The 23,389-nt window shown below is 60.9% G+C and carries 20 protein-coding genes and 1 pseudogene; 10 read left to right on the plus strand and 11 right to left on the minus strand.

Annotated features, from left to right (window positions below; genetic code table 11):
- Positions 1-302: 302 nt before the first annotated feature.
- Positions 303-1,559 (plus strand): OprD family porin, encoded by a 1,257-nt coding sequence (locus tag AC3B5Q_RS21015; protein ID WP_021785783.1) that lies wholly within the window; start codon positions 303-305, stop codon positions 1,557-1,559.
- 242 nt (positions 1,560-1,801) lie between these two features.
- Positions 1,802-2,326: an Mpo1 family 2-hydroxy fatty acid dioxygenase gene (locus tag AC3B5Q_RS21020; protein WP_021785784.1), complete on the plus strand. Its 525-nt coding sequence runs from the start codon at positions 1,802-1,804 to the stop codon at positions 2,324-2,326.
- Positions 2,327-2,408: 82 nt separating this feature from the next.
- Here the strand turns inward: AC3B5Q_RS21020 and pcaC are convergent, their stop codons facing one another.
- The 7 genes from pcaC to pcaR all read right to left on the minus strand — a co-directional run bounded on the left by pcaC (position 2,409) and on the right by pcaR (position 10,523).
- Positions 2,409-2,801, minus strand: a complete 393-nt coding sequence (gene pcaC, locus AC3B5Q_RS21025) for a 4-carboxymuconolactone decarboxylase (RefSeq protein WP_010952489.1) — start codon at positions 2,799-2,801, stop codon at positions 2,409-2,411.
- Between the two features lie 10 nt (positions 2,802-2,811).
- Positions 2,812-3,603 (minus strand): 3-oxoadipate enol-lactonase, encoded by a 792-nt coding sequence (gene pcaD / locus AC3B5Q_RS21030; protein ID WP_021785785.1) that lies wholly within the window; start codon positions 3,601-3,603, stop codon positions 2,812-2,814.
- Positions 3,604-3,614: 11 nt separating this feature from the next.
- Entirely contained in the window at positions 3,615-4,967 is a 1,353-nt protein-coding gene (locus AC3B5Q_RS21035) for a 3-carboxy-cis,cis-muconate cycloisomerase (protein WP_135192505.1), read from the minus strand.
- A 9-nt stretch (positions 4,968-4,976) separates the two neighbouring features.
- The gene (locus AC3B5Q_RS21040; protein WP_021785787.1) at positions 4,977-6,266 is read right to left on the minus strand and encodes an MFS family transporter; all 1,290 of its coding nucleotides are present in this window, start codon (positions 6,264-6,266) and stop codon (positions 4,977-4,979) included.
- A gap of 187 nt (positions 6,267-6,453) precedes the next feature.
- The gene (pcaF, locus tag AC3B5Q_RS21045) at positions 6,454-7,659 is read right to left on the minus strand and encodes a 3-oxoadipyl-CoA thiolase (RefSeq protein WP_173401673.1); all 1,206 of its coding nucleotides are present in this window, start codon (positions 7,657-7,659) and stop codon (positions 6,454-6,456) included.
- A 321-nt stretch (positions 7,660-7,980) separates the two neighbouring features.
- Positions 7,981-9,327, minus strand: coding sequence for a 4-hydroxybenzoate transporter PcaK (gene pcaK / locus AC3B5Q_RS21050; RefSeq protein WP_021785789.1), 1,347 nt, complete (start codon positions 9,325-9,327; stop codon positions 7,981-7,983).
- A gap of 320 nt (positions 9,328-9,647) precedes the next feature.
- Entirely contained in the window at positions 9,648-10,523 is an 876-nt protein-coding gene (pcaR, locus tag AC3B5Q_RS21055) for a pca regulon transcriptional regulator PcaR (protein ID WP_021785790.1), read from the minus strand.
- A gap of 478 nt (positions 10,524-11,001) precedes the next feature.
- Between pcaR and AC3B5Q_RS21060 the strand changes: the two genes are divergently transcribed.
- Both AC3B5Q_RS21060 and AC3B5Q_RS21065 read left to right on the plus strand, forming a co-directional pair.
- On the plus strand, positions 11,002-11,202 hold the full coding sequence (locus AC3B5Q_RS21060; RefSeq protein ID WP_021785791.1) for a hypothetical protein: 201 nt from the start codon (positions 11,002-11,004) through the stop codon (positions 11,200-11,202).
- A 313-nt stretch (positions 11,203-11,515) separates the two neighbouring features.
- On the plus strand, positions 11,516-12,988 hold the full coding sequence (locus AC3B5Q_RS21065; RefSeq protein ID WP_028697497.1) for an inorganic phosphate transporter: 1,473 nt from the start codon (positions 11,516-11,518) through the stop codon (positions 12,986-12,988).
- Positions 12,989-13,109: 121 nt separating this feature from the next.
- Here AC3B5Q_RS21065 and AC3B5Q_RS21070 read toward each other — a convergent pair whose 3' ends face one another.
- Positions 13,110-14,585, minus strand: a complete 1,476-nt coding sequence (locus AC3B5Q_RS21070; protein WP_084850839.1) for a helicase HerA-like domain-containing protein — start codon at positions 14,583-14,585, stop codon at positions 13,110-13,112.
- 169 nt (positions 14,586-14,754) lie between these two features.
- Here AC3B5Q_RS21070 and AC3B5Q_RS21075 point away from each other — a divergent pair.
- The 5 genes and pseudogenes from AC3B5Q_RS21075 to gpgF form a co-directional block, all read left to right on the plus strand.
- A pseudogene (locus tag AC3B5Q_RS21075) lies at positions 14,755-15,771 on the plus strand (cache domain-containing protein); the annotation flags it as partial.
- 93 nt (positions 15,772-15,864) lie between these two features.
- Positions 15,865-16,629 (plus strand): methyl-accepting chemotaxis protein, encoded by a 765-nt coding sequence (locus AC3B5Q_RS21080; protein ID WP_373604725.1) that lies wholly within the window; start codon positions 15,865-15,867, stop codon positions 16,627-16,629.
- Between the two features lie 165 nt (positions 16,630-16,794).
- Positions 16,795-17,916: an N-acetylglucosaminyl phosphatidylglycerol synthase gene (gpgS, locus tag AC3B5Q_RS21085; protein ID WP_488392731.1), complete on the plus strand. Its 1,122-nt coding sequence runs from the start codon at positions 16,795-16,797 to the stop codon at positions 17,914-17,916.
- Positions 17,909-18,673: an N-acetylglucosaminyl phosphatidylglycerol deacetylase gene (gene gpgD / locus AC3B5Q_RS21090; RefSeq protein WP_274101206.1), complete on the plus strand. Its 765-nt coding sequence runs from the start codon at positions 17,909-17,911 to the stop codon at positions 18,671-18,673. Before gpgS ends, gpgD begins: the two co-directional genes overlap by 8 nt.
- The gene (gene gpgF, locus AC3B5Q_RS21095) at positions 18,670-19,662 is read left to right on the plus strand and encodes a glucosaminyl phosphatidylglycerol flippase (RefSeq protein ID WP_021785797.1); all 993 of its coding nucleotides are present in this window, start codon (positions 18,670-18,672) and stop codon (positions 19,660-19,662) included. Before gpgD ends, gpgF begins: the two co-directional genes overlap by 4 nt.
- Positions 19,663-19,893: 231 nt before the next feature.
- On the opposite strand, the gene purU is transcribed toward gpgF, so the two are convergent.
- The gene (gene purU / locus AC3B5Q_RS21100) at positions 19,894-20,745 is read right to left on the minus strand and encodes a formyltetrahydrofolate deformylase (RefSeq protein WP_003251921.1); all 852 of its coding nucleotides are present in this window, start codon (positions 20,743-20,745) and stop codon (positions 19,894-19,896) included.
- Positions 20,746-21,029: 284 nt separating this feature from the next.
- Between purU and mvaT the strand changes: the two genes are divergently transcribed.
- Positions 21,030-21,407, plus strand: a complete 378-nt coding sequence (gene mvaT, locus AC3B5Q_RS21105) for a histone-like nucleoid-structuring protein MvaT (RefSeq protein WP_003251920.1) — start codon at positions 21,030-21,032, stop codon at positions 21,405-21,407.
- A gap of 72 nt (positions 21,408-21,479) precedes the next feature.
- Here mvaT and sbcB read toward each other — a convergent pair whose 3' ends face one another.
- The gene (sbcB, locus tag AC3B5Q_RS21110) at positions 21,480-22,913 is read right to left on the minus strand and encodes an exodeoxyribonuclease I (protein ID WP_028697493.1); all 1,434 of its coding nucleotides are present in this window, start codon (positions 22,911-22,913) and stop codon (positions 21,480-21,482) included.
- A gap of 57 nt (positions 22,914-22,970) precedes the next feature.
- Positions 22,971-23,330 carry a PilZ domain-containing protein gene (locus tag AC3B5Q_RS21115; protein ID WP_012053641.1) on the minus strand — a complete coding sequence of 120 codons (360 nt, stop codon included), beginning with the start codon at positions 23,328-23,330 and terminating at the stop codon, positions 22,971-22,973.
- Positions 23,331-23,389 lie beyond the last annotated feature (59 nt).

Below are 23,389 nucleotides of genomic sequence, written 5' to 3' on the forward strand. Positions count from 1 at the left end.
GTATTCGCGGGTGAACCCGCTCCTACACAGATCGTGTGGTGGACACATATCGGTGGTTGGGCGCAAGCCGTTGTAGGAGCGGGTTTACCCGCGAAGAGGCCAGCACAGGAGACTTATTAACCAACCAGAACATTCCGTTCGATTATCGCCCCGTTCCGTTTGCGGCGAATTGCCTCACCCCCGCACAACCCCGCACCATCCCCTCCACGCAACGTTGCCCAAGTTCATCAAAAAGACCCGCACCTGCAGGCCTGATCCTGCAGTGCAACAGCTCGACCATAAAAACAAGAGATCCACGACAGATGAGCATTTCGCTACCCGCACGCCAGCTGCTGCCCGGCCTGTTGGCCATGTCCTGCGCCCTCCCCGTGTTCGCCGCCAACGAAGGCGGTTTCATCGAGGACGCCAAGGCCACCCTCAACCTGCGCAACTTCTACATCAACCGCAACTTCGTTGACCCGGCCCACCCACAGGGCAAGGCCGAGGAATGGACGCAAAGTTTCATCCTCGATGCCCGTTCCGGTTTCACCCAGGGCACGGTCGGCTTCGGCGTGGACGTACTGGGGCTCTACTCGGTCAAGCTCGACGGCGGCAGAGGCACCACCAACACTCACTTGCTACCTGTGCATGACGACGGGCGCCCGGCCGATGACTTCGGCAGGCTGGGTGTGGCGCTGAAAGCCAAGCTGTCCGAAACCGAGCTGAAAGTCGGTGAATGGATGCCGGTACTGCCAATCCTGCGTTCAGACGATGGTCGCTCGTTGCCGCAAACATTCCGCGGTGGTCAACTGACCTCCAGGGAAATCGCCGGCCTGACCCTGTATGCCGGCCAGTTCCGCGGCAACAGCCCACGCAACGATGCCAGCATGGAAGACATGTCGCTCAACGGCAAAGCTGCCTTCACCTCCGACCGTTTCAATTTCGGCGGCGGTGAGTACAGCTTCAACGACAAGCGCACCATGATCGGCCTGTGGGATGCCCAGCTCAAGGACATCTACCGCCAGCAGTACCTCAACCTGACGCACAGCCAGCCGCTGGGCGACTGGACGCTGGGCGCCAACCTGGGCTACTTCATCGGCAAGGAAGATGGTGCCGAACGGGCCGGCAAGCTGGACAACCGCACCGCCTCCGCCTTGCTTTCGGCGCGCTACCAAGGCCACACCTTTTACGTTGGCCTGCAGAAGGTCAGCGGCGACGATGCCTGGATGCGGGTCAATGGCACCAGTGGCGGTACCCTGGCCAACGACAGCTATAATTCAAGCTTCGACAATGCCAAGGAGCGTTCCTGGCAGGTTCGCCATGACTTCAACTTCGCCACCGTCGGCGTACCCGGCCTGACCCTGATGAACCGCTATATCAAGGGTGAAAACGTCACCGTGGGCAGCGTGGACGATGGCAAGGAATGGGCACGGGAAACAGAGCTGGCCTATGTGGTGCAGTCGGGCAGTTTCAAGGACCTGTCGGTGAAATGGCGCAACTCGACCATGCGTCGCGACTTCAGCACCAACGCGTTCGATGAGAACCGCTTGATTGTGAGTTATCCGCTGAATCTTCTGTGAATCAGATGGCCTCTTCGCGGATAAACTCGCGAAGAGGCCAGTCTCCCCCTCAAGTGACCTAACGCTATAAACATTCATGCACCTTCTTCGGGGGTACGATTTGCTGCAGCTGAATAAAGCCCTGCCATGAATTTGCCAGTGCGAACTGCCACCATTCGCTGAGCTGATGATGGTGGTGACGGCGGACTATCCTGATCACTATCGGGTACAGGTGAAACCAAGCAGAACAGGGAGGCACAACAATGAAAACCCTCGTCGACCACCTGAGCCAATACGCCAACTACCACCGCGACCCGCGCAACATCGCCACCCACTTCGTCGGTATTCCCATGATCGTACTGGCAGTCACCATCCTGCTTTCACGCCCAGGCTGGGAGATGGCTGGCATGTGGCTGTCCCCTGCCCTGGTGGCAGCGGCGGCGTCGGTGTGGTTCTACCTGCGCCTGGACCTGCGCTTCGGGCTGGTGATGGGGCTGTTGCTGGGGCTGTGCCTGTGGGTCGGTGAGGTGCTGGCAGTGCAGTCGACAACACTATGGCTCGGCGCCGGGCTGGGGGCGTTCGTGGTGGGCTGGGTCATCCAGTTCATCGGCCATTACTACGAAGGCCGCAAGCCGGCATTTGTCGACGACCTGAGTGGCCTGATCATCGGGCCACTGTTCGTGGTGGCCGAAGCTGCGTTCATGTTGGGCCTGTGCCCGACGCTGAAGCATGCCGTAGAAACCAACGCCGGCCCGGTTGCCATGCGGGAGAAAAAGGCATCGGTTTAAGGGCCATCGCGGGCAAGCTCCCGGCCACAGGTCTGCAGGGTTATGCAGGACCTGTGGCAGGGAGCTTGCCCGCGAACACGATTTACTGGCGCGACTCTACGCCAAGCTCATCCCACACCGACTCAGCCAAGTGGAACGTGGCATTGGCCGCCGGAATGCCGCAGTAGATCGCGCTCTGCATCAGCACTTCCTTGATCTCGTCGCGGGTCACGCCGTTGTTGGCTGCGGCGCGCAGGTGCAGCTTCAGTTCGTCGTTGCGGTTCATGCCGATCAGCATGGCGATGGTGATCAGGCTGCGGGTATGGCGCGGCAGCCCCGGGCGGGTCCAGATGTCACCCCAGGCGTGGCGGGTGATCATTTCCTGAAACTCGCCATTGAAGTCGTTGAGTTTCTCCAGGCTGCGGTCCACGTGGGCATCGCCCAGCACTGCGCGGCGCACTTGCATGCCAGCGTCGTAACGTTGTTTCTCGTCCATGGCATTGTCCTCAGTGAGCCAGCAGGAAATCGAGCACGCGGCGGCTGAAGGCCTCGCCAATCTCGACATTGGACAGGTGCGCAGCCGGGAAGTCGACGTACTCGGCACCTTGGATACCGGCCTGCATGAAGCGGCCATGCTCAGGGGTGGTCACTACGTCTTCAGTACCGGCTACGATCAGCGCAGGCACCTGGATGCGGCCCAGTTGCTCACGATAATCAGCGTCACGTACCGCTGCGCAGTTGCCGGCATAGCCTTGCGGGCTGGTTTGCGCCAGCATCTGACAGATACGCTGAGCCTGCTCCGGCTGTGCTTGGGCAAAACCTGGGGTGAACCAGCGGGCGATGGAGGCATCGCGCAGGTCGACCATGGCCTGCTGGCCACCTTTGAGCACAGTGTCGATACGGGTGTTCCATACCTCGTCGTTGGCGATCTTGGCGGCCGTGTTGCACAGGGTCAGGCTGCGCAGGCGCTCACCTGCATTGATGCCCAGCCACTGGCCGATCAGCCCGCCCATCGACAGGCCGACGAAGTGAGCCTTCTGGATGTCCAGCCCGTCGAGCAGGGCCAGCACGTCGCGGCCCAGCTGTTCGATGCTGTAAGGGCCTTCAGTGACCAGCGATGCACCGTGACCGCGGGTGTCGTAACGCAGCACCCTGAAGTGCTGGCTCCACAACGGAATCTGGGTGTCCCACATGCCCAGGTCGGTACCCAGCGAGTTGGACAGGACCAGCACCGGGGCGTCTTCCGGGCCATCGATCTGATAATTCAAAACGCCATCGGCCAGTTGCAAGTGCGCCACAGCGGTCTCCTTCAGGCAGTGAAACGTTGATGTTCGGACACGGCGCGCGCCACCCAGACGCGGGCCTGGCCCAGGTAATGGGCAGGGTCGAGCAGGCGATCGAGTTCTTCGCCAGACAGCTCGGCGCTGACCTGCGGTTCGTCACCCAGCACGGCACGCAGGTGCCGTTGTTCGGCTACCGCGCGCTGGCAGCATTGTTCCAGCAGGTGGTGGGCACGGTCGCGCCCCAGGCGCTGGGCAAGGACAATGCTCACCGCTTCGGCCAGCACCAGGCCTTGTGTCAGGTCGAGGTTATGGCGCATGCGCGCGGCATCCACCTCCATACCCTCGGCAATCATTTGAGCCTGGCGCAGGGCGCCAGAGACCAGGCAGCAGATATCCGGCAAGGTTTCCCACTCGGCATGCCATAGGCCCAGGCTGCGTTCGTGCTCCTGGGGCATGGCCGCGAACAGCGTCGACAGCAGGCCCGGCACGCGGGTTGCGGCACCGATCAACACGGCAGCACCCACCGGGTTGCGCTTGTGTGGCATGGTCGAAGACCCACCCTTGCCCGGCGCAGAAGGCTCAAACACCTCCCCCGCCTCGGTTTGCATCAGCAAGCTGATATCGCGGCCGAACTTGCCCAGGCTGCCGGCAACCAGGCCCAGTACCGAGGCAAACTCCACCAGGCGGTCACGCTGGGTGTGCCAGGGCTGTTCGGGCAGGGACAGTTTGAGCTGTTCGGCCAGCGCTTCGGCCACCGGCATCGCCTTGCTGCCCAAGGCCGCCAGGCTGCCCGAGGCTCCGCCGAACTGCAGGACCAGCAGGCGCGGGCGCAGTTCATGCAGGCGCTGACGGTGGCGGGTCAAAGCACCCAGTACACCGGCCAGCTTCATGCCCAGGGTCACCGGGGTAGCATGCTGCAACCAGGTACGCCCCACCAATGGCGTATCGGCATGCTTCAACGCCTGCTGCGACAGGGTATCAGCCAGCTTGCCAAGGTCAGCCTCGATCAAGTCCAGGGCATCGCGCAACTGCAGAACCAGACCGGTGTCCATCGCATCCTGGCTGGTCGCCCCAAGGTGCACATAGCGCTCAGCTTCAGGTACGCCAGTGGCGATCACTTTGCCCAACGCTTTCACCAACGGAATTGCCGAGTTGCCAGCGATCGCAATGGCATTGGCCAGTGCGCCGACGTCATAGCGCTCGGCCTGGCATGCCGCCTCGATGGCCGCCACCGCGGCGTGCGGGACCAAACCGGTAGAGGCTTCGGCACGGGCAAGCGCTGCTTCGAAATCCAGCATGCCCTGCAGGCGGCCACGGTCGGAGAAAATCTCGCGCATGGCCGGCGCGGTGAAATAGGCGTCGAACAGTTGGTTGCTCATGCAGCGTCCTTAATCATCATGGTGCAGGTACGCCGCCTGCTTCGGCAGGCGCAGGCTGAACAGGAAGGCAATCGCCATCATCGCCGTCACGTACCAGTAGAAAGTGTTTTCCATCCCCAGGGTTTTCAGGCCCAGGGCCACATATTCGGCCGAACCGCCGAATGCTGCGTTGGCCACCGCATAGGCCAGGCCCACCCCCAGTGCACGCACCTGTGGCGGGAACATTTCGGCTTTCACCAGGCCGCTGATCGAGGTGTAGAAACTGACGATACACAGGGCCAGGCTGATCAGCACGAAGGCCATGAGCGGGCTGGTCACGGTTTTCAGTGCCATCAGCAGCGGCACGGTGAACAAGGTGCCGAGCGCGCCGAACAGCAGCATCGAATTGCGCCGACCGATACGGTCGGACAGCATGCCGAAGAACGGCTGTACCACCATGAACAGGAACAATGCTCCGGTCATCACGTAGCTGGCGTTCTTGGCTGTCATGCCCGCAGTGTTGACCAGGTATTTCTGCATATAAGTGGTGAAAGTATAGAAAATCAGCGAGCCACCAGCGGTGTAACCCAATACTGTGATGAACGCCGCTGCGTGATTGCGGAACAGGCCACCGATCGAACCTGCATCCTTGTCATTGCGGGCTTCGGCGCTACTGGTCTCGTGCAGCGAACGGCGCAGCATCAACGAGATCAGGGCGGCGATGGCCCCCACCACGAAAGGAATGCGCCAGCCCCAGGCCCGCAGTTCATCTTCAGTCAGCAGCTGTTGCAGGATCACCACGACCAGTACCGCCAGCAACTGGCCGCCAATCAGGGTGACGTACTGGAACGAAGCAAAGAAGCCGCGCTGCCCACGCAGGGCCACTTCACTCATGTAAGTGGCCGTGGTGCCGTATTCGCCCCCAACCGACAGGCCCTGGATCAGGCGAGCCAGCAATAGCAGCGCCGGTGCCCAGGTGCCGATGCTGGCATAGGTGGGCAGGCAAGCGATCATCAGGGAGCCGAAGCACATCATCAGCACCGAGATCATCAGGGAATTCTTGCGACCATGGCGGTCGGCGAGGCGGCCGAAGATCCAGCCACCGATTGGGCGCATCAGGAAACCTGCGGCGAATACACCAGCCGTGTTCAACAACTGCACGGTGGGATCGTCCGAGGGGAAGAAGGCCGGGGCGAAGTAGATCGCACAGAAGGCGTAGACGTAGAAGTCGAACCATTCCACCAGGTTGCCTGACGAGGCACCGACGATAGCGAAGATGCGCTTGCTGCGTTCTTCGCCAGTGTAATAGGTTGAAGTCATGACGGTTTTACTCCTGGAGGGTACTAGGTAAATCTAGACATACCTGGTAACACACTCGTTCCGCTATCTGGCTGGCAATTGGCCTTATGTCTCACAGGACAGGCCTCTTCGCGGGCAAACCCGCTCCCACAGGTGATTGCGTGGATCCCTGTGGGAGCTGGCTTGCCCGCGAAGAGGCCGGTACAGGTCAAACCCGCTCGATGGCCAGTGCCAGACCTTGGCCAACGCCCACACACATGGTCGCCAGGCCTTTACGCCCACCACTCTTCTCCAGCTGGTGCAGCGCAGTCAGCACCAGGCGCGCACCGCTCATGCCCAGCGGGTGGCCCAGGGCAATGGCGCCGCCATTAGGATTTACCTGTGGCGCATCGTCAGCAACACCCAGCTCACGCAGCACTGCCAGGCCTTGGCTGGCAAACGCCTCGTTAAGCTCGATCACGTCGAAATCACTTACCGCCACCCCCAGACGCTCAGTCAGCTTGCGCACCGCCGGCACCGGGCCAATGCCCATGACACGTGGAGCAACGCCGCCGCTGGCCATGCCCAGAACGCGGGCGCGCGGGGTCAGGCCGTGCTTCTTCACCGCAGCGGCCGAGGCCAGGATCATCGCCGCGGCACCGTCGTTCACGCCCGAGGCGTTGCCGGCGGTGACCGTCTTGTCCGGACCGTTGACCGGTTTGAGCTTGGTCAGCGCCTCCAGAGTGGTTTCCGGGCGCAGGTGTTCGTCACGTTCGACGATGATTTCGCCCTTCTTGTGAGCGATACGCACCGGCACAATTTCTTCGGCGAAGAAGCCGGCAGCCTGCGCAGCAGCAGCCTTTTGCTGACTGCGCAGGGCGAACGCGTCCTGGTCAGCACGCGAAACCTGATAGTCATCAGCCACGTTGTCGGCGGTTTCCGGCATGGAATCCACACCATACTGGCTCTTCATCAGCGGGTTGATGAAACGCCAGCCAATGGTGGTGTCTTCCAGCTTCATGTTGCGCGAATAGGCGCTTTCAGCCTTGCCCATGACGAACGGGGCGCGCGACATCGACTCGACGCCACCGGCAATCACCAGTTCCATCTCGCCGCTGGCGATGGCGCGGAAAGCAGTGCCGATGGCATCCATGCCCGACGCACACAGGCGGTTCAGGGTGACACCCGGGATGCTTTCCGGCAGGCCGGCCAGCAGCAGTGCCATGCGGGCCACGTTGCGGTTGTCTTCACCGGCCTGGTTGGCGCAGCCGAAGAACACTTCGTCTACCTGGTCCCACTGCACGCCTGGGTTGCGCTCTACCAGCGCCTTCAGCGGCACCGCTGCCAGGTCGTCGGCCCGCACGCTGGCCAGGGCGCCGCCGAAGCGGCCGATGGGGGTACGGATGGCGTCACAGATGAATACGTCGTGCATCAGGCTTCTCCTGCCAGCTGGCCATGGGCCGCGGCGGTACGGGCGTCGAGGTCACACATGGTGGACAGCTCGATTTGGGTGGATTCGGAAATGGTCTGCGCGTGGCATTTGGAGGCTCCTGGTCAGGGTGCTTCGATAAACCCAGATTAAGGAGACTGGTGGGTACCTTACAATCCGATAATCGACTATTCGTGCGATTATCGAACCATTTGTTCTACAACTATTCCCCCACCACCAGGCAGTTGTGCGCCCTGATCGCAGCACAACACCGCTCCTGCCGGAGCAGCCTTGTGCTGCGAATGGGCCGCGACGCGGCCCTCGCCCTCAGGTTGCGTCGGAGTGGCTGACCAGCCCCTTGACGACCACACCCACGGTCGCCAGCGCCGCCGGTACGAGCAAGGCCGTCAGCACCTGCTCGAAGTTCCAGCCCAGGCCCAACAGCGTTGCGCCACTCCAGGCCCCTAGAATCGCACCAAAGCGGCCAATACCCAGCATCCACGATACACCTGTGGCCCGGCCCTGGGTGGGATAGAAGCGGGCCGCCAGCGATGGCATTGCCGACTGCGCACCGTTCACACACATACCGGCGACGAGTACCAGCGTGGCTAGCACGGTGATGTTACCCAGGCTCTGCCCCACTGCGTAGGCGAACACCCCGGCCAGCAGATAGAAAATGCCGATCACCTTGTGCGGATTGAAACGGTCCATGGCCCAACCCACGCCGACTGCGCTTAGCACTCCACCAAACTGGAACAGCGCGCCGATGAACGCGGCCTGCTCCATGCTCGCGCCGCTGTCACGCATCAGGGTTGGCAGCCAGCTGGTCAGGAGGTAGACGATCACCAGGCCCATGAAATAGGTCAGCCACAGCAGCACGGTGCCCAGGCCGTAGGTGCCAGAAAAGATCACCGCAAACACGTTGCGTGCAGCCACCGCCTTTTGCTCCGGCACACTGAAACTACCGGCCTCGGCCACCACTTGCGGCGCGATTGGCGACAAGGTCTTGCGCACCTTGTCGGTGCCGCGGTTGCGCACCACCAGGAACCGCGCCGACTCCGGCAGCCAGACCATCAGTACCAGCGCCAGCAGCAACGGCAGCACGCCACCGATGACCAGCAGGCTGTGCCAGCCGTAGGCCGGGATCATCTTGGCGGAAATGAAGCCACCACCGGCCATGCCCAGGTTGAAGCCACAGAACATGCTGGTCACCAGCAGCGACTTGAGGCGCTCCGGGGTGTATTCGGACAACAGCGTGGTGGCGTTGGGCATGCCAGCCCCCAGCCCCAGACCAGTCAGAAAGCGCAGCACCAGCAACTGGTCGACGTTGGAGGCATAGGCCGAGGCCAGACTGAAGCCACCGAACACCAGCACCGCCCCCACCAGCACGCCTTTGCGGCCGAAACGGTCAGCCAGCGGCCCGGACCCCAGCGCGCCGAATACCATGCCGATCAATGCAGCACTCATGACCGGCCCAAGGCTCGCGCGGTCGATCCCCCACTCTTGCGACAGTGCCGGGGCGATGAAACCCATGGCAGCGGTGTCCAGGCCATCGAGGAAGACGATCAGGAAGCACAGCAGCACAACCCGCCACTGATACCGGGATAGCGGCTGCTGATTGATGAAAGATTGAACGTCGAGGCTTTTGCCGACGTTGGTTTGCGCTTGGTTCATTATTGTTATCCAGAATGTAGGGCACAGTCAGGCCGTTGCACACGGGTAACCGGTACAAGGGCGATGATTGGGGTAAATGGCCTGGGTCAGCCTGGATATAACGTTACTGCATGCGGGTGCGGCCGCAGCAGCGAGGTGACAGTATTCATGAGTAAGTGCCTCTTATGTTTTTCTTGTTCGGTCGGCTGGCCGACCGTTGCGAGAGACATTAATCAGCGTGCCGAGGTGAAGCAATTCACTCGGCACGACACTGTGCGTTTATCGCACAAGAAACGGTTTTGCCTGTTCCGATCCGGGGCCGCAAAGTGCTCCCTGCGGACTCAACCGAACAACTGATGGCAAAGGTCCCGGCTGGCCGCCAGCAAAATCGGCAAGAACCGCTGCTCCAGCTCACTGCGGGTCACCCGCCCGACATGGGTACTTACATTCAACGCAGCCAATACCTGCCCCGAAGCGTCATACACCGGCACCGCAATCGATCGCAGCCCCTGTTCCAATTCCTGGTCGACCACGCACCAGCCCTGGGCGCGCACCTGCTGGATGCAGGCGAACAACGATTCAGGGTCATTCAGGGTACGGCTGGTGCGCGCCTTGAGGTCGGCACGTTCCAGGTACTCACGCAGGCTGGTGTCGTCCATGGCCGCCAGCAGAATGCGGCCCATCGACGTGCAATAGGCCGGCAGGCGCCCGCCCACTGACAGATCGACCGAGATCAGCCGCTCGACCGTGGCCGAACGGGCTATATAAAGAATGTCGTCACCTTCAAGGGTGGCCATGTTGGCCGCCTCATGTAACTGGTCGCTGATGCGATCCAGGTACGGCTGGGCAGAAATTGCCAGTGGTGTGGACGACAGGTAAGCATGCCCCAGCGTCAACACTTTGGGCAGCAGCGAATAGGTACGCCCGTCAGTGGTGGCGTAACCCAGCTTGATCAGCGTGTGCAGGCAGCGGCGCACCGCTGCGCGAGGGATTTCGGTACGGTGGCTGATCTGGGCGATGGTCAGGTGCCGCTTGCGCTCCTGGAAGGCCTGGATCACGGCCAGGCCACGTGCCAGAGAGGTCATGAAGTCAGGGTCACCGGTAAAGGCCTGGATGCGCTTGGCCGGGGAAGCCACGATCGGCGGCGCCATGGCAGCCGAAGCAGGTCGCGCCACCTCCGCATTGCCGGAATCGTTGTCCAGGGTTTCGTCACTCATCGCACACCTCAAAAAAAACACCGGTTCGTGCGATTATCGAACAAACGGCCGATAATCGCAATTGACCGCCGACACGTTTGCTTATACCTTTCCTCTGCCACTTGTGGCTTCTTTGGAGAGACTGGTCAGGTACCCACCGTAAGAAGTCCCCAGGCAACGGCCTCGCCTTTCGGCGAGGCCGTTTTTCGTTACGGCCCGCCCTGACATTGCAGCGAACTTCTATCCTTCATTCCTTTCAAACTTGTACGAAAGGTCCAAACTGTTGGTGAACAGATCCTGCTACTTGCGCCAGATGATGTCAGTGCTGAGTAAATAACGATGTTCGGCGAATTATCGGTTGCTATAATCGACTGCGCAGGCCCTCCGCTTACCGTGGTGATGGAACCTTCCGCTTTAACAAGCCGTTGCGGCCAGCAAGGCAATATGCATGTGGCACAATGCATGACAACAGTCATTACACTTATTTCAGGTACTGCATGTGACGAAAGATGAACTGCGCGCGGAACTCGAGCGCCAGGCTGAACGTTACAAGGAAGTTTATGGTGGCGAAGTCACCACCTACGCCGCACAACCGGATCCGGAACGCAAACCTTGGCGCAAGCGTGCCAGCGTTCGCGACCAGGCCTTCAGCCAGGAACTGGAACGCATCGAAAAAGAACTGCGCAGCGACAATCCCTGAGCCTCGGGGGTCCTCTGCGCGTCGTCGCCCGGTCAACCCGGGCGAGGTCGATCTTTACTGTCTGGCCGATGATGAAATGGAATTACACAAATTTCATACGGCCGTTTGAAATTTTGAGAAATGGACATTTCACAACATTTAGGCCATTTTTCGCCATGATTTTCGACTTTTAGCCGCAATTTACCCCACTGAACGCCCCCCTCTGCACGACACGCTTGCACCATGAAGACTGTCATCTGTCTGTTGCAGGTGCATCGATTGCCAAGGTTTTCTGGCATAATCCCGCCCCCCTATGACCCGCCAGACAACCTTCATGATCGATTTATTCAGCGGACTGGATGCCTGGGTATTGGTGAGCCTACTGCTCGCCTTGACCTTCGTACTCGCCTTCGAGTTCATCAATGGCTTTCATGACACCGCCAACGCGGTAGCTACCGTCATCTATACCAAAGCCATGCCACCGCACCTCGCCGTGTTCTTCTCCGGCGTGTTCAACTTCCTTGGCGTTCTGCTCGGCGGTGTAGGGGTGGCCTATGCCATCGTGCACCTGTTGCCGGTAGAGCTGCTGATCAATGTGAACACCGGACATGGCCTGGCCATGGTCTTCTCGTTGCTGGCCGCGGCCATCACCTGGAACCTGGGCACTTGGTACTTTGGCATTCCCGCCTCCAGTTCGCATACGCTGATCGGCTCCATTCTCGGTGTCGGCCTGGCCAACGCCCTGATCAACGACATTCCGCTGGGCGACGGTGTCAACTGGCAGAAAGCGATCGATATCGCCATGTCACTGGTGGTCTCGCCAATGGCCGGCTTCGCCGTTGCTGCGCTGGTGCTGATCGGCCTGAAATGGTGGCGCCCGCTGTCGAAGATGCACAAAACGCCGGAACAACGCCGCAAGCTCGACGACAAAAAGCACCCGCCCTTCTGGAACCGTCTGGTCCTGGTGGTTTCCGCCATGGGTGTGAGCTTCGTGCACGGCTCCAACGACGGCCAGAAAGGCATCGGCCTGATCATGCTGGTGCTGATCGGTATTGTGCCGGCCAAATTCGTACTCGACCTGAACAGCACCACCTACCAGATCGAGCGTACGCGCGACGCTACCCTGCACATGAGCCAGTTCTACCAGCGTAACGCCGCCACCCTGGGCGAGTTCCTGGCACTGGGCAAGGCCAAGGCCAGCGACCTGCCGGAGCAGTTCAGCTGCAACCCTCAGCAGACCGAACCGACCATTGCTGCGCTGCAGACCTCGCTGAAAGGCGTGACGGACTACCACAGCCTCGACGCCGATAAGCGCGTTGAAGTACGCCGCTACCTGTTGTGCCTGGATGACACCGCGAAGAAGGTTGGCAAGCTGCCAGGCCTGGACGCCCGTGAAAAATCCGACCTTGAAAAGCTGCGCAAAGACCTCACCGCCACTACCGAATACGCCCCGTTCTGGGTGATCGTGGCCGTCGCCCTGGCCCTTGGCCTGGGCACCATGGTTGGCTGGAAGCGCGTAGTGTTGACCGTAGGCGAGAAGATCGGCAAACAAGGCATGACCTATGCCCAAGGCATGTCGGCACAGATCACTGCAGCCTGCGCCATCGGCATGGCCAACGTATTCGCCCTGCCGGTGTCGACCACCCATGTGCTGTCATCCGGCGTGGCCGGCACCATGGTCGCCAACAAAAGTGGCCTGCAAGGCGGCACTGTGAAGACCATCCTGCTGGCATGGGTCCTGACCCTGCCTGCCTCGATGGGCCTGGCGGCCGGCCTGTTCTGGCTGGCGTCCAAAGCCATTGGCTGAGTGACACCGCAATGAATGAAGGCGCCCCCGGGCGCCTTTTTCATAGCCGTCATTCCTGTGCTGCCCTGTTCTTTGCCGGGGCAGCCTTGTGCTACCGAGGGTATGGGCCTGCGCAGGAAGACTACCTTTTCTTGCTCCCTAACAACGACCCCATCAACCCGCGCACCAACTGCCGCCCCAACTGGTTAGCTGCCTGGCGCACTGCCGACTTGATCGCCTGCCCCGCTGCACTCTGCAAGAACTCGCCAGCCTTGTCGGCAAAGCTCTCTTCATCCGCCTTCGGTTGTGGCGCCGGCTCTACCGGTTCGCCCTTGCGCTGGGTCAGCATTTCATAGGCAGATTCACGGTCCACCGGCTTGTCATAGCGCCCAGCCAATGGCGAAGCGGCAATCAGCGCACTGCGCTCAACCGCACTCAGTGGCCCAATACGCGACTGCGGCGGTGCAACCAGCACCCTCTGCACGATGGCCGGCGTGCCCTTTTCTTCCAACGTACCCACCAGCGCTTCGCCAATACCCAGTTCGGTCAGCACTGCCAGGGTATCGAACGCCGGGTTGGGGCGGAAACCATCGGCTACCGCCCGCAGCGACTTCTGCTCCTTGGCCGTGAACGCCCGCAAGCCGTGCTGAATGCGCAAGCCCAACTGGGCCAGCACCGCGTCGGGCAAGTCCCCCGGCGACTGGGTAACGAAATAGACACCCACCCCCTTGGAGCGGATCAGCCGGACCACTTGCTCAAGCCGCTCCTGCAACGCCTTGGGCGTGCCGTTGAACAACAAGTGTGCTTCATCGAAGAACAGCGCCAGCACCGGCTTGTCAGCATCACCGCGCTCGGGCAACTGCTCGAACAATTCGGCCAGCAGCCACAACAGGAACGTCGCGTACACCTTGGGAGCCTCGTGCACCAATCGGCTGGCATCGAGCAGGTGGATACGCCCACGGCCATCCGAATCAGGGCGCAGCAGGTCCTCCAGCTGCAATGCCGGCTCGCCGAACAGTGCCTCGGCGCCCTGCTGCTCCAAGGTAGCGAGCCGGCGCAGCAAGGCCTGGGTAGAAGCCGTGGTCATCAGCGCGCTGTCTTCGCCGAGCAGCTGCGGGTTATCCTTCAGATGCGCCAGCAGGGCCTTGAGGTCTTTGAGGTCCAGCAGCAGCAGGCCTTCGCGGTCGGCCACCTTGAATGCTGCATACAACGCCGCCTGCTGACTGTCGGTCAGTTCCAGCAAATTGCCCAGCAGCAGCGGCCCCATTTCACTGAGGGTGGTGCGCAGCGGGTGGCCAGACTGCCCGGCGATATCCCACAGGCTCACCGGATAGGCCCGAGGCGTATGCCCCAGCCACGGCATGCCAGCGATGCGCTCAGCCACCTTGCCTTGCGGCGCACCGGCAGCGCCCAAACCACAAAGGTCGCCTTTGACATCGGCGGCGAACACCGCCACCCCCGCGTCGCTGAACACCTCCGCCAGATGCTGCAGAGTGACGGTCTTGCCAGTACCCGTTGCGCCAGCCACCAGACCGTGCCGGTTGGCCAGGCGCATTGCTTGACCGACTGGCTGGCCATCCGGGCCCGCACCTACAACGATGGTCGAAAATTCCGACATCTTTTTAATCCTCTGCTCAAGCTTTAGCTTAATTCGGCCGATACCTGTGGGTGATATTCGCCTTAATAGAGAGGAACAACCGAAAAGGGACTTCTCGGGATGTTGCACAACCTACGGCTCCACTCGTGCGAACGCCTGATATAGAACCTTAGCGGAATCGATTACGCCCATGAACAAAAGCCTTCGTTTCAGCCACAAGATTCTTTTGGCGGCATCACTGATCGTGATACTCGCCTTCAGCCTTTTCACCCTCTACAACGATTACCTCCAGCGTAATGCGATCCGCGAGGACCTGGAAAACTACCTGGCTGAAATGGGCGCCTCCACGTCGACCAACATTCGCAACCTGTTCGAGGGCCGGATAAAACTGGTGGAAAACCTGGCGCAGAACATTGCCCAGAACCCAGCCAGCGCCGAAACCCTGATGGGTCAGAATGCGCTGACCTCCAGCTTCCTCACGGTCTACCTGGGCAAGGTCGACGGCAGTTTCAGCGTGCGCCCGGACGCGAAGATGCCCGACGGCTACGACCCGCGCACCCGCCCTTGGTACAAGGACGGCATGAACGCCAGCGGCGCGACCCTGACCGAACCGTACATCGACATGACCACCAACAAGATGGTCATAGGCATCCTCAACAAGGTCTCCAGCAGCGTTGGCGTGGTCGGCGGCGACCTGGCCCTGGACGGCCTGGTGCAGATCATCAACTCGCTGAACTTCGGCGGCATGGGATACGCCTTCCTGGTCAACGACCAGGGCAAGATCCTGGTGCACCCGGATAAAGACCTGGTCATGAAGTCGCTGTCGGACCTGTTCCCGCAGCACACGCCGAAACTGACCGGTGAGCTGACCGAAGTGCAAAGCGATGGCCAGACTCGCCTGCTGACCTTCAGCCCGATTACCGGCCTGCCGTCGGCAAACTGGTACATCGGCCTGTCGGTGGACAAGGACAAGGCCTTCTCGATGCTCAGCACCTTCCGCACCTCTGCGGTGATCGCCACGCTAGTGGCGGTGGTGATCATCATCGGCCTGCTCGGCCTGCTGATCCGCGTGTTGATGCAGCCGCTGCACACCATGACCCGCGCCATGGAAGACATTGCCGAAGGTGAAGGCGACCTGACCAAGCGCCTGCATATCCACAACCACGACGAATTCGGTGTCCTCGGCAACGCCTTCAACCGCTTCGTCGAACGTATTCACAGCAGCATTCGCGAAGTGTCCTCGGCCACCGAGCAGGTCAACGAAGTGGCCCTGCGGGTGATCAGTGCTTCGAACTCGTCGATGACCAACTCCGATGAGCAGTCCAACCGCACCAACAGTGTCGCAGCCGCCATCAACGAACTGGGAGCAGCTGCCCAGGAAATTGCCGGCAACGCCGCCCAGGCTTCGCAGCACGCAAGCTCCGCGCGCCTGCTGGCCGAAGAAGGCCAGCAAGTGGTCGAGCGCAACATTGCCGCAATGAACCGCCTGTCCGACCTGATCGTCACGTCCAGCGCGCACATCGAAACACTGAACAGCAAGACCGTGAATATCGGCCAGATCCTGGAAGTGATCACCAGCATTTCCCAGCAGACCAACCTGCTGGCACTAAACGCCGCCATCGAAGCGGCCCGCGCCGGTGAGGCCGGGCGTGGCTTTGCCGTGGTCGCCGACGAGGTGCGCAACCTGGCGCACCGCACCCAGGAATCGGCGCAGCAAGTGCAGACCATGATCGAAGAGCTGCAGGTCGGGGCCCGCGAGTCGGTCGATACCATGGACCAGAGCCAGCGCCACAGCCAGGACAGCATGCAGATCGCCAACCAGGCGGGTGAGCGACTGGACAGCGTTACCGTGCGCATTGGCGAAATTGACGGCATGAACCAGTCAGTGGCCACTGCCACCGAAGAGCAGACCGCCGTGGTCGAGGCGATCAACATGGACATCAGCGAGATCAACATGCTCAACCAGGAAGGCGTGGAGAACCTGCAAGCGACCCTGCGCGCGTGCTCCGACCTCGAGCAACAGGCTGGCCGCCTGAAGCATCTGGTGGGCAGCTTCCGTATCTGATAGCTGCTACACCTTCGCCTGGCGCAGCCTTTGTGCTGCTCCAGGCATTGCGCACTCCCCCTCTCAAACTGATCGAACAAACTATCCTTCTGATAGGTCCACCTTTAGGCGTGTCATCGCCGGCATTCAACGCCGGATGACAGACCCGAAGACGATCCCGGAGGGATGCTGATCGTGCACATCGCCGACATCACCATGTTCTACGCCCCAGCCAGCGGTGGCGTACGTACCTATCTTGATGCCAAACATCACCGTCTCGACGCCATTCACGGCGTACGCCACAGCCTGTTGATTCCCGGTGCCAGCGCCCGACACGCCGATGGTATCTACCAGGTACCTGCGCCGCCCTTGCCGTTTGGCAAAGGCTACCGCTTTCCGGTACGCCTGGCCCCCTGGTGCAACACACTGCGCACGCTCAAGCCCGACCTGATCGAAGTCGGCGACCCCTACCTGACCGCCTGGGCGGCGCTGGAAGCACGGCGCCAGCTCGACGTGCCAGTGATCGGCTTCTACCATTCCGACCTGCCGTTACTGGTCAGCAACCGCATGGGCAACTGGTTCGCCCCCAATGTCGAGGCCTACGTCAGCAAGTTATACGGCAATTTTGACCGGGTACTGGCCCCCAGCCAGGTGATGGCCGAAAAATTACGCCGTTTGGGCGTGCGCGATGTCCATGTGCAGCCGCTGGGCGTTGACCTTGCCACTTTCCACCCCGCCCGGCGCGACCCACATGTACGTGCCGAACTGGGCATTGCCGATACCAGCCGCCTGTTGATCTATGCCGGCCGAGGCTCGCGGGAAAAGAACCTACCGGTACTGCTTGACTGCATGCGGCAACTCGGCGACCCCTACCACCTGTTACTGGTAGGCTCGAGCATGCCGGCCAACGTGCCGCACAACGTCAGCGTCATCGATCACTTCTGCCCGGCTGCAGAGGTGGCCCGGCTGATGGCCAGCGCCGACTTGTTGGTACATGCTGGCGACCAGGAAACATTCGGCCTGGTCATTCTCGAAGCGATGGCCAGCGCCACGCCCGTGGTGGCCGTGCGCGCCGGTGCCTTCCCTGAAATCATCAACGAACAGTGTGGCCGTCTGTGCGCGCCCAACGATGGTCGGGCGATGGCGTCGGCCGTGCGCGAGGCGTTCGAGGCAGGTATACGCGAGCTCGGTGTGCAGGCCCGTCACCATGTAGAGCATCATTATTCGTGGGATAACGTGGTGGCTGGCCTGCTGCAGCACTACCAGGCCGTGCTCGGCCACCAGCCACAGGTGCGCGCCCATGCTTGAGCCCTCCGCGAGCCAGCGCAGCCTCATGCTGGTGCTGCATGATGTTGCCCCGGAAACCTGGCCGGACTATGAACCGTTCGTAGAGGCCGTTGACGCGCTGGGCAACGTGCCAATGACATGGCTGGTGGTCCCGGACTTCCATCGGCGTAATCCGCTGCACCGGGCACCTACGTTCTGCCGCCTTCTGGACGCACGCCTGGCCAAAGGCGACGAACTGGCGCTTCACGGCTATGCCCATGCAGACGAAGGACCCGCACCGCGCAACCCCGTCGACTACTTCATGCGGCGCATCTATACACATGAAGGCGAGTTCTACAGCCTTGATGAGAGCGAAGCACTTACCCGCCTACAGGAGGGCCTGGCACTGTTCGAGGGCCAAGGGTGGCCTGTGGCAGGGTTTGTCGCACCTGCCTGGCTCATGAGCCAAGGCACGCGGCAAGCGCTGTGCAGCCTGCCACTGAAATACACCAGCACACCGCAGCATTTGTACCGTTTGCCGGACTTTACGGCCATTGATGCGCCAGGCCTGGTCTGGAGCGCCCGAAGCGCATGGCGTCGCAAACTGTCCCGCACGCTGTGCGACTGGCAATGCCAGCGCTGGCGGGACGCAAGCACAATACGCATGGGGTTGCACCCTGTAGACATGCGCCATCGCTCATCCCGTGATTATTGGCTGCGAACACTGGAGAAACTGTTGAAGGATGGTCGCGAACCATTGACCAAATCTGCCTGGCTGGAGCGCCAGGGGGCAGCATGAAGCGTTGGGCCTGGTTGGCGCTGGCATTGCTGGGTGCAGCGCTGGTGCCAGCGTTGCTGGGTGGTAGCGAGCTGCTGCCGCGACTGAGCCGGTTCGACCCGCACTTGCTGCTCATGCTGCTAGGCATGATTCTGTTGTGCTGGGTCATCAATGCGCTGCGCCTGCGCCTGTTGCTGGGTGAGCAGGCAAAACAGTTGAGCCATGCTCGCAGCCTGGGCGTGGTCATGGCCACTGAATTTGCCATCTGCACCACCCCTGGCGGCAGTGGTGGGCCGCTGACCCTGATGGCCCTGCTGGCGCGAGACCGCATCAGCCCGGCACGCAGCGGCGCCGTTTTTGCCATGGACCAGTTGAACGACCTGGTGTTCTTCTTCTGCGCAATGCTGGCGATTACCGGCTACGCGCTGTTCCACAGCCTGGGCCACAGCCAGGAAAGCATGTTGCTGGGCAGTGCGTTACTGCTGTGCACAGCGTTGGCCGGGGTGATCGGGCTGTCGCGCTATCGGCGTCCGATAATGCGCATGAACGGCAGGTTGCTGCAGCGCATGGGGATGGGTCAGCCGCGCAAACGCCGCTGGGCGCGCAAACTGCTGCACTTCGTCGCAGCACTGGCGCAGACCTGGCGCCTGCCCAAGCGCACGTTGAGCCTGGTATTCACCCTGACTTGCGCCCACTGGGGGCTGCGCTACAGCGTGTTGTACCTGGTGCTGCGGGGCTTGGGGGTGGACCTGCAGTGGATTCCCAGCTTCCTGGTGCAGATGCTGTCGCTCAGCGCCGGCCAATTCAGCCTGCTGCCTGGCGGAGCCGGGGCCGCCGAGCTGACGTCGGCCAGCCTGTTGACGCCATTGGTGGGCAGTTCGACCGCGGCTGCGGCAATCCTGATATGGCGGGCGGTTACTTACTACTTTTATCTGCTGGCTGGGGGGCCGGTGTTTGTGTGCCTGCTTGGGCGTCCGCTGCTGGAGCGCTGGCGGCGTCAGGCGGGTTGAGCTGTTGCCAGAGCTCGGCGGCGCCGGGGAATTCGGTGCCATCCGTGTCATCCAGGGCTTCAGGGTCGTAGCGGGCCAGGCAGCCTTCGCCAAGGGTCGGTGGAGGTGAGGCGGCGGGGTTGTTGCGTTGCCTGGCCATTGGCGTTTCACCCAAGATTGCCGGGGCGCTGTGCACCCCTGTCGCGACAGGGCTGCACCGCAGCCCAGAATCTCACAGCAAACCAAGTGGTGTCAGTCGAACACCACAGTCTTGTTACCATGCACCAGCACGCGGTCTTCCAGGTGATAACGCAGGCCACGGGCCAGCACCATCTTCTCCACATCACGGCCAAAGCGGACCATGTCCTCGATGCTGTCAGCATGGCTGACACGTACCACATCCTGTTCGATGATCGGGCCGGCGTCCAGCTCTTCGGTGACGTAGTGGCAAGTCGCGCCAATCAGCTTCACGCCCCGCAGGGCGGCCTGATGGTAAGGCTTGGCGCCGACGAACGACGGCAGGAAGCTGTGATGGATGTTGATCACCTTCTCGGCATAGTCCCGGCACAGTTGTGGCGGCAGGATCTGCATGTAGCGGGCCAGTACCACGACGTCGGCGGCATGCTCCTGCACCAGGCGCGACACTTCGGCAAAGGCCGGGGCCTTGTCCTTGGGGTCGACCGGAACATGGAAGAACGGAATACCGTGCCACTCGACCATGCTGCGCAGGTCGTTGTGGTTGGAAATCACGCAAGGGATCTCGCAGTCCAGCTCATCGGTGTGCCAGCGGTGCAGCAAGTCTGCCAGGCAGTGCGACTCACGGCTGGCCATCAATACCACGCGTTTTTTCTGAGCCGAGTCGGTAATGCGCCAGGTCATAGAGAACTCTTCGGCGATCGGCGCAAACGCTTCACGGAAAGCTTCGATACCGAACGGCAGCGATTCAGCGCGGATTTCATGACGCATGAAGAACCAACCGCTCTGCTCATCGGAGTGGTGGCTGGCTTCGTTGATCCAGCCATTGTACAAGGCCAGGAAATTACTGACTTTCGCCACGATGCCTACACGGTCGGGGCAGGCGATCACCAGACGATAGGTGCGCATGAATGAGACTCCAGAACTTCGCAAAGGCGCCTATTCTAGCGGCCCGCCAGAAAAAACGCAGTATTGATCGCTGCCACGATGGCATATGCAGGCGCGAAAACGCAGCAGGGGCTCTGTCTGACAGACATGACGAATCGTCTGGGCCGTATGTAAAATTTTGTTCACGTAGAGAAATGCTGTCACAGCTTAATTAACAGTTAATTGCCCATTCTTATGTTTACTTGCGAGTATTGCCTGTCTATTATTGGCCCACACATTTCTGAACACGCATTAAGGAACACTCCATGTCCCTGATCAACGAGTACCGCGCTACCGAAGAAGCCATCAAGGAACTTCAGGCCCGCCTGGCCAATCTGTCGCAGGATGACAAGCTGAAGAAAGAACTGGAGTTCGAAGGCAAACTGCGCACACTGATGGGCGAATACTCCAAGTCGCTGCGCGACGTGATTGCCCTGCTCGACCCAGAGTCGAAACTGAGCAAGGCACCTCGTGGTTCGGTCAAGACTACCGCCACCAAGCGCGCACGCAAGGTCAAGCAATACAAGAACCCGCACAACGGTGAAGTGATCGAAACCAAAGGCGGCAACCACAAGACCCTGAAAGAGTGGAAAGCCACTTGGGGCGGCGATGTGGTTGAAAGCTGGGCAACCCTGCTGGACTGATTATCCGCATACGCCTCTTGCTTCGCACAACAAAAACGCCGGCACACTGCCGGCGTTTTTGTTTACCTGCCATCAGCCGATTGAATAGTTTTCCTGCAATTGTCGAGCATGCATTTGCCAGGCCTCCAACACCCGCCTGCCCGCCTCGTCGGCGCCCTCCCAGGCTTGCTGGCGAGCCTGTTCGAAGTCGCCCAAGGTATTCGGCGCGCCCCAGTGCGGGTCGCTCAGGCGTTGCTGGCAGAAGCCATACCAACGTTGCCGCTCTTCGCCGGTCAAGGTTTCAGGGAAGTTACGTGCCCGGTAGCGGAACAACAGCTCCGGCAAACGCGGATCATCGAACATCCAGTGGCCATGGCTCAACTGCGCCGGTTCCAGCGCACGAACTTGCTCGCATAAGCGCCGGTCGCGGTCACCTATAAAACCCTCATACAACTGCTGTTCCGGGTCCTCACTCGGGGCGAACTCGTCCTTGCCATAGATGTGCTCCAGCTTTTCTTGCCATTGCGCCTGTTGATTGGCCAATTGTTCGCCGCGCGATTGTAACAACGTCAAGTCCAGGCCCAATCGTTGTTGATCGACCGGGCGCAATACCGACAGCGGCGCCACTACCGGGCAACGATTGATCTGCACCAATTTGAGCGGTACCGGCAATTCACCTTCAGCCAATTCATCATGCCGGGTGTACAAACGCTGACGCAAAACTTCAGCACTTTCCCGTAGTAACGGTAGGGTTTCCTGATGCAGGTCGCAGACAATCAGTGCATTGCGATTACGCGGGTGCCAGGCCAGTGGCAATACGACACCCAGGTAATTGCGCGCCGCCGAAAAACGTCCGGATATATGCACCAGTGGCTGCAACAAACGGATCTGCTCCATCACTTTATGCTTGCTGCGCAGCTGAAACAGCCAGTCATACAACTTGGGTTGTTTCTGCCGAATCAGGCGGGCCAAGGCAATGGTTGCCCGCACGTCGGAAAGCGCTTCGTGGGCATGCCCATGGTCAATGCCATTGGCCTTGCTCAGCAGTTCAAGACGCAGACTGGTGCGCCCGTCCTGTTGTGGCCATTGAATACCCTCCGGGCGCAGGGCATAGGCGGTACGCACAATATCGATAAGGTCCCAGCGGCTATTGCCTCCCTGCCATTCACGGGCGTACGGATCGAAAAAGTTGCGGTAAAGGCTGTAGCGGGTCACTTCATCGTCGAAGCGCAGGGTGTTGTAGCCGGCACCACAGGTGCCCGGTTGCGCCAGTTGGGCATGCACACGGGTCATGAACTCGGCTTCGCACAAGCCCTGCTCCGCCAGCAGTTGCGGCGTGATGCCAGTCACCAGGCAGGCCGCCGGGTGCGGCAGGATATCGTCCGACGGCCGGCAATAGAGACTGATCGGCTCGTCGATCTCGTTGAGGTCGAAGTCAGTGCGCACGCCGGCCACCTGCAGCGGCCGATCGCAGCGCGGGTTGATGCCGGTGGTTTCATAGTCGTGCCAGAAAATGCTGGAGGTCACGGGGTCGTCCTGTATCGAGGTCGACCCGATTCTAGCGCGATTCTGAAAAATGAACGTTCAGACGGGCGCGTTGGCGGGGCGGAAACTGAAATAGTCGCGCAATGAACGAACGAAATCATCGTACTCGCGCGGAGACTGCAGCAGCATGAAGCCCGAATCGTAATGCCCAGGTGTCTGGTCCTCACGGCACCACAGGCAACTGGCAGTGAGGTTGACGAACTGGTGCCCGCCGCCAGGCAGGGGCATACGCAGTTGCAGCTCGTAATCGGGCCCGACCAACACAGGTAGCTGGCTGATGACCATCAGCCCATTTTCAGAGGCATTGCCTAGCTGACCGATCTCCTGACCGGTAAAGCGGTTGAATACCTTGAGGACACAAGGTAGCTGATGACGTTCGATGTGGCGCTTGTTGAACATGATCGCGAGTGTATTCCGTACCTGATGCCAGGAATACAAAGTACTGGCGGTTGTTGTAA

This window comes from Pseudomonas sp. D5(2026), assembly GCF_057766845.1.